Source organism: Ectothiorhodospira haloalkaliphila ATCC 51935 (genome assembly GCF_000633935.1).
Classification (GTDB): domain Bacteria; phylum Pseudomonadota; class Gammaproteobacteria; order Ectothiorhodospirales; family Ectothiorhodospiraceae; genus Ectothiorhodospira; species Ectothiorhodospira haloalkaliphila.
Map to the genome: position 1 here is coordinate 131,068 of NZ_KK214997.1, position 6,583 is coordinate 137,650.

The 6,583-nt window shown below is 60.0% G+C and carries 8 protein-coding genes and 1 pseudogene; 6 read left to right on the plus strand and 3 right to left on the minus strand.

Translation table 11 applies throughout. The annotated features are described in order from the left end of the window. The 3 genes and pseudogenes from ECTHA_RS19375 to ECTHA_RS20670 form a co-directional block, all read right to left on the minus strand. On the minus strand, nt 1–406 hold a 406-nt coding region (locus ECTHA_RS19375; protein ID WP_156946826.1), incomplete at its 3' end, for a class I SAM-dependent methyltransferase. A gap of 35 nt (nt 407–441) precedes the next feature. Then, on the minus strand, nt 442–780 hold the full coding sequence (locus ECTHA_RS20510) for an IS66 family transposase (protein ID WP_025281690.1): 339 nt from the start codon (nt 778–780) through the stop codon (nt 442–444). Nucleotides 781–889: 109 nt separating this feature from the next. Beyond that, nucleotides 890–1,363, minus strand: a pseudogene (locus ECTHA_RS20670) (DUF6444 domain-containing protein); the annotation flags it as partial. Nucleotides 1,364–1,834: 471 nt separating this feature from the next. On the opposite strand from ECTHA_RS20670, the gene ECTHA_RS17335 reads away from it, so the two are divergent. From ECTHA_RS17335 to ECTHA_RS19385, 6 genes are all read left to right on the plus strand, one after another. Continuing rightward, on the plus strand, nt 1,835–2,431 hold the full coding sequence (locus ECTHA_RS17335) for a hypothetical protein (RefSeq protein ID WP_026623440.1): 597 nt from the start codon (nt 1,835–1,837) through the stop codon (nt 2,429–2,431). A 45-nt stretch (nt 2,432–2,476) separates the two neighbouring features. Beyond that, on the plus strand, nt 2,477–3,820 hold the full coding sequence (locus ECTHA_RS0106540) for an IS481 family transposase (protein WP_025283053.1): 1,344 nt from the start codon (nt 2,477–2,479) through the stop codon (nt 3,818–3,820). A gap of 4 nt (nt 3,821–3,824) precedes the next feature. Beyond that, nucleotides 3,825–4,625 carry an ExeA family protein gene (locus ECTHA_RS0106545; RefSeq protein ID WP_025283052.1) on the plus strand — a complete coding sequence of 267 codons (801 nt, stop codon included), beginning with the start codon at nt 3,825–3,827 and terminating at the stop codon, nt 4,623–4,625. Next, nucleotides 4,622–4,831: a hypothetical protein gene (locus ECTHA_RS17340; protein WP_025281226.1), complete on the plus strand. Its 210-nt coding sequence runs from the start codon at nt 4,622–4,624 to the stop codon at nt 4,829–4,831. Before ECTHA_RS0106545 ends, ECTHA_RS17340 begins: the two co-directional genes overlap by 4 nt. A gap of 170 nt (nt 4,832–5,001) precedes the next feature. After that, complete coding sequence (gene tnpA, locus ECTHA_RS0106555; RefSeq protein ID WP_025281648.1) at nt 5,002–5,433, plus strand: IS200/IS605 family transposase; 432 nt, start codon at nt 5,002–5,004, stop codon at nt 5,431–5,433. A 148-nt stretch (nt 5,434–5,581) separates the two neighbouring features. Further along, nucleotides 5,582–6,583 (plus strand): sugar-transfer associated ATP-grasp domain-containing protein (locus ECTHA_RS19385; RefSeq protein ID WP_084306832.1); only part of this gene is annotated, 1,002 nt, incomplete at its 3' end.

Here is a 6,583-nt window from a genome sequence, read left to right on the forward strand (position 1 = left end):
GAAGTTTAAGATACTGTCTGGGGTTATCTATATGATATAGTAAGCCACAGCAAAAAATCGCATCGAATTCGCCATATTCAGCAATATTCCATGCATTATTTTTAACGAACATTAAGTTAGGCAGATTAACCTTCGATTTGACATAATTGCATGCGTCAATGTTGCTCTGCCGAACTTCAATCCCTAAAACTTGAAATCCCATCCGCGCAAACTCCACAGCATACCCACCCTCTAGGCACCCAACATCTGCTATACGAAGGTGATCCTTTTTGCCGGGAAAAGCCGTCTCTAGAATACGCCCCGCTGCTATAAGCCTTGGATCAGAGTCAATGGCAAAATTAGCCTCAGGCTTCGTGAAGCTTCCATCATCAAGACGGATGTTGTGTGCTGTGAAGTTGATGTTCATTTTTGATTTTCCAGTGGCCAAAAAATCTTAGCTGCTCAAGCTGTCGCAGCCACGCGCAGGACTTTGAAGGGATTCTGCCCGCGTAATTTGCTGGTTTCCCACACAGAGCGGATGATGCAGAAGGCACGGGTGCCCCCCATGGCCCGGAAGCCACCGATGACCTTCAGTTTCACCTTGATGGGACGGACCATCCGCTCGGCAAGGTTGTTGGTGAAGGGGACTCGCCAGTCGGTCACAAAACGCCAGATGGCATCGCGGAAGTCCCTCAGCCTCAGCAGCAGGTTCTTGGCCGGATGCGGTTTGACGCGGCGTCGACTGCCGTCCTCGGCGACCTGGGGCGGCTTGGCAGCCAGCCTCGGCCACGTGTTCGTCATAGGCCTCGAGGAATGCTCCGATCTGATCCCTCGGTAAGTGGGTCAGGCCCTGTTCCTTGGCCTGCGCCACGGCCTCATTGGCCTGCAGCAGCGACTCCCTGAGCAGGCGCGGCCAGAGATGAGCGGTGAGTTCATCGCTGTAGTTCAGTTCCCGAAGGTGGTGGGCGTTGCACAACACGTGCTCACAGCCGGTGTAGCGCCAGTAGGGAGCCCAGTGATCAGGTACAGCCACCCCTTTAAAGTGGGGCAGAATACCGGCCTCGTCCATGGCTTCATGACCTCGCCGGGCGTGAACCATCACCTCGTCAGGGTTTTTCACCATCTGCCGGGTCACGCCCTTGTGGCCCTTATGACCACCACCGGATCGTTGACCCTTCTGGCGCGGCTGGGCCGGGCCCTTACGCAGACCCTCCGAGGACGAGGGGTTGCTGGAGTTGCGGCTGCTCTTCTCGACCTTCTTTTCCAGCGCGGCCAATCGGGCACTGAGCGTCTCCAATGCATCGAACAACTGCATGATCAGCGCATCCTTCTGCGCGTGGCTCATGGCGTCGCGTTCTGCTTGACTGGGGCGCTGGAGCTTCATACGGAGCAGGATAGCCTATCGGAAAGAAAATGGGCAGACTGTGGGCAGGTGGGCTGAACAGTTACCGTACCCGAGCGGTGTGGGATGTTAATGTAAGAGAGGTTAATTAACCAGATTTGGGAAATCCCCCGGCTCTGCCGGGGTGACAGTAGAAGTTTGACATTGTAGGGAGTCCATTGGGAAAACTCCCGGTTGTGAGCCGCCAAGCACACGACACAGGAGAACCCCTGTTGTTTCCCACCCCAAATCGCTGATCACCGCCTGATCTGAAGCGGATTATTTCCTCGTTGATAGAGCCAGCGTGGTGGCAGAGTGTGAGTCGGGTGTGAGGCGAAGTGCCCGGATTGATTCACCGGGCTGGCGGATCGGGGCGGACAGGGGCATGATCTGAGGCCAACCCATAAAAGTGGCCCGCCACGGTAGCCGCCGTGCGGGCCGGTGGCCGGTGTGCTATTGCGGTTGAGAACGCCTTTGACCGGCGAACAATACGTTACCCAGCAAGGCTGGTTGAAAGCAAGCCTGACGTGTTGTCCGCTGCATCCTGCCGGGGGCTGTGGCTTTGCCCGCCACGGCAGCTATGCGCGCAAGCGGCCTCGGGGGGCACGGATCGCCCGCTGGTATTGCCCGCAGGGGCACCGCACGTTTTCCCTGATACCTGATTGTCTGGCGGCCCGCTGGTCGGGGAAGCTACAGGCGGTGGAAGTGGCGGTGATGACCGCGGAGATCGCGCCCAGTCTGGTGGCGGCCGCCAGGATGCTGCGCCCCGAGATCGAGGAGGCAGGGGCGGTGCGCTGGGTACGCCGCCGCAAGGATGCGATAGACGATTGCTTGCACCGCCTCAGGGGACTGCTACTCGACCTGCTCACCGACTGCGCCCCCACCTTGACCGCCTGCCAGATCGCATTAGGTCAGACACCCTTGCTCCCCGCCCTGCGTGAGATTGCCGCGCCCTGGCTCGATCAGTTACCGCCGCCATTCGGTTTTGCCCACCGCTGCAGTGGCGGTGTGTCCACCTCCCCGTCGCGCCAACACACAATGGGCCCTGACCCGCCTGGCAGCGGGGCGTAGCGTCGTGGAGCGACCGTTTGGGTCGTTTTCCCCGGAGACGCTGCCATGCCCGATCCCTCTCATGACCTGCGCCACGAGATCGCCCTGTTCCGTTTCGGGCTGATCGCCGACCTGGTGCGTCGGCCGCCCGGCGCGCCCGGGCTCTATACCCAGCTCCATGCCATTGCCGCCCGCACCCATCAGATCCCTGGCAGCCATCGCACCCATGTGGCCGCCGAGACCTTGCGGGACTGGATGAAGAAGTACCGCCAGGGTGGCTTTGACGCCCTGCTGCCCAAGCCGCGCCAGGATCGTGGCCAGCCCCGGCGCCTGTCAGCGACCGTCACCGAGGCCCTGATCGCCCTGAAGGAGGAACATGCCTCCTGGTCCGTGCGCCAGGTGATCCGGCACCTGCGTGACAACGGCGCGGTGGACGCGGATCTGCCGCTGCCACCTTCCACGGTCCACCGCCTGTTCGTGCGTCATGGGCTGATGCAGCGCCAGGCCGAGGCCACTCATGACCAGGATCGCCGCCGCTTCGCCTTCGCCCGAGCCGGACAGCTCTGGTCCAGCGATGTCATGCACGGCCCCAGTGTCACCGTCGAAGGGCGCGTGCGCCGCAAGACCTATCTGATCGCCTTCATGGACGATGCCACCCGGGTGGTTCCCCATGCCGCCTTCGCCCTCTCGGAGAACACCCGCGCCTTCCTGCCCGTGCTGCGCCAGGCTCTGAGCAAGCGCGGACTCCCTGAACGCTTATACACTGACAATGGCGCGAACTACCGCTCCCATCACCTGGCCTTGGTCTGCGCCCGGCTGGGTATCGCTCTGATCCATGCGCGTCCCTACCGCCCTCAGGGGAAGGGGAAGATCGAACGCTTTTTCAGGACCTTACGCGCCCAGCTACTGAACACCCTCACCCCGGAGGATACCGCCAGCCTGGAGGCCCTCAACCGGCGCCTGTGGGCCTGGGTTGAGGGGGAGTATCACCACAACCCCCATCGCGGCCTGGACGGGATGACGCCCCTGGAGCGGTGGGCTCAGGACGGTGACCAGGTGCGCTATCTGGACCCGAGTCTGGATCTGGAGGATCTGTGCCTGTTCGAGGCGGTACGCAAGGTCCACAAGGACCGTACCGTCAGCCTCGACGGCGTGATCTACGAAGTGGATGCCGCCCTCATCGGCGAGCGCGTCACGCTGCGCTACGACCCCGGCGCCACCCGGCGCACCGTGCAGATCGTCCATCAAGGCCGGTACGTGGAAACCGCCAGGCCCGTGGACCTGTACGCCAACTGCTTCGTCAAGCGCAACACGCCCTCGCGCGAGGCCCGCAGTGAGGATCAGGGCCCGCAACCCAGCCCCTCGGGGATGCACTGGCGGGACTTCGATATCGAGGCGGGGGAGGACTGAGGCCATGTACCGCAAGCACTTCGGCCTGACCGCCTATCCCTTCGAACCCAGCGTGGCCAGTGAAGACCTGTTCGAGTCCCAGACCCTGCGCGAGGCCCAGGCCCGGCTCAGGCACCTGCTGCGCCTGCGGGGCATCGGCCTGCTCACCGGCGAGGCCGGCAGCGGCAAGACCACCGCCTGCCGACGCATCACCAGCACCCTGCACTCGGGACTCTATCGTACCTTCTACATCCCCCTGACCACCGGCAATGTCATGGACATGTACAAGTCCATCGCCTGGGAACTGGGCCTGCCCACCGAACGCAATCGCGCCAGCGCCTTCCGCCAGGTGCGCGCCGAAATCTCCCGGCTCACCCTGGAGAGCAAGCAACTGCCGGTCCTGATCATCGACGAGGCCCATCACCTGCGCAACGATGTCCTGGAGGATCTGCGCCTGCTCACCAACTACGCCATGGACTCCGATCCCCGTCTGTGCCTGCTGTTCGTTGGCCTCACCGAGCTGCGCCGGCGCCTGGGCATGGCCGTGCACGAGTCCCTGGCCCAGCGACTCGTCGTGCGCCATCACCTGGGGGGACTGAGCCGCGAGGAACTGCCCGACTACCTGGCCCACCGTCTGCGCCTGGTCGGCTGCGAACTGCCCCTGTTCGAGCCGGAGGCCATCGAGGCCCTCTATCAGGCCACCCACGGCATGCCCCGCCCTGTCGGCCGCCTGGCCCACTACGCCCTGACCTGCGCCGCCCAGCAACAGGTCCGCCAGGTCAGTGCCGAGCACCTGCAGACCGCCCTGGAGGAACTGCGACCATGAACCACCACCACACCCTCACCATCCCGCTGCCAGGCCACTGGACCCCGGAACAGGCTCTGGCCGTGTGGGAACTGCTGGAGATCCTCACCGAGCATATCGGCCAGCGCTACGACCTCGCCCTGCAGGAAGCCCTGGCCGCCGAGCGAGCGCCCTCCATCGACACCCGCCAGACCTCCCTGTTCGACGACGAGCAGGATCCCTTCTGAGTCCTTGCCCCCGGGCGCGAGTCACCCAAGGCTCGCGCCCCCAGCTTCCCGCATCCGTTCACCTTCCAGGAATCTTCCACCCGAGGGCATAATCCGGGAAAACACTCGGCCTGTAGCCAGGATCTGTGTGGGAAAAGGGGCGTGGAATAATCTGGGAAACAACAACCCCAATGGACGAATATGAGAGCCTAAGCCACTCCAAGTGGGAGTGTAAATACCATGTGGTATTCATCCCGAAATATCGCCGCAGGGCCCTTTTTGGCCAATTGAGGCGACATTTGGGGGAAGTTTTCCATCGGCTGGCGAGGCAGAAGGAAAGCTGGATTGAAGAAGGGTATGTGATGCCGGACCATGTCCATATGTTGATCTCGATCCCACCAAAGTATGCGGTATCGCAGGTGGTGGGGTACATCAAGGGCAAGAGTGCGATTCACATTGCCCGGGTGTACGGAGAGAGGAAGCGGAATTTTGTGGGACAGAGTTTCTGGGCCAGGGGATACTTTGTGTCGACGGTGGGGCGTGACGAGGAGACGATACGAGAGTACATCCGTCACCAAGAAGCCGAAGACAAGCGCCTTGACCAGATGAAGCTCTGGAGCTGAAAGCCACCTTCAGGTGGCTCCATGTTTATGCCGCTTTGAGCGGCTCACAAATTAAAGCCCCCGGCTTTGCCGGGGGATACTTACTGCTTATATTCTTTTGGAGGCTCTTGGGGCTCCAGGTGGATTTCATGTCGTGGAGGGGGCAGTGATGATGTTCAAGAAATTGCGGATTTTGGGTCTTGGGTTTACCGATGAGGAATATGAATTATATGGACTTGGAGGACTGTCGGACCCCGCTAGAGCGACTCAATACCTTTCTAATCGTTGGAATGACCTCTATTTTCGTCCAAAAATCAATCGTTGTCAGCAAAGGCATGTCCTCGAAGATAAGTGGGTTACACATCTATATTTTTTGTCCCTATCGTTGCCCGTGCCTAAAACCTACGGTATGTTTCACGAAAAGCACGGCGTGACCGCTGGCGGGCGGCCGTTGAGGACGGCAGATGACCTAAGAGATGCGTTTATTCGAAATTGTGATTTTCCGACTCGTCTGGTATTCAAGCCGAGAGGTGGGCGGCAAGGGCAAAATATTATCGTTTGTGAGGTCGGTCGAGGTGATGGTGAATCGGTTCATGTTTTGTTTTCCGGAAAAAAGTTTAGCTTACAAGAGTTCACGGGTTTGTTGCCCAGAGACGCTTTCCTCGACTATGGGGGAGGATATGATGGATGGCTGGTGCAGGAATACATTGATCAGCATCCCTTCATGAAGGAAATTGGTCCCTATACTGTTAATACGTTTCGAGTTATCACATTTATTGACCAATCGGGGCACTGTAAGGTTCAGATGGCTGCGCTACGTTTGGGGCGGCAAGGGAGTTCTGCTGATAATTGGGACAAGGGTGGATTATCTGTGGCGGTCGATCTGAAGAGAGGGCGTCTTGGCAAGGGCGTGTCAAAGCCATCCTACGGTGGCCGCTGGACCGCTTTTCACCCGGATACCCAAGTCCATTTAGAAGGTAGAGAAGTGCCCGGGTGGAATTCCATCGTAGAGGTTTGTGAACGGGCAGCAAAATCAATATCTGGGGTTAGGTCGGTGGGTTGGGACATTGCGTACACTCCGGAGGGGCCGGTGATTATTGAAGGCAATGCTGTATGGAGTTTGCCCCTAACGCAAGTGCATACGAATGGCTACTTAACAGATGATGTGCGT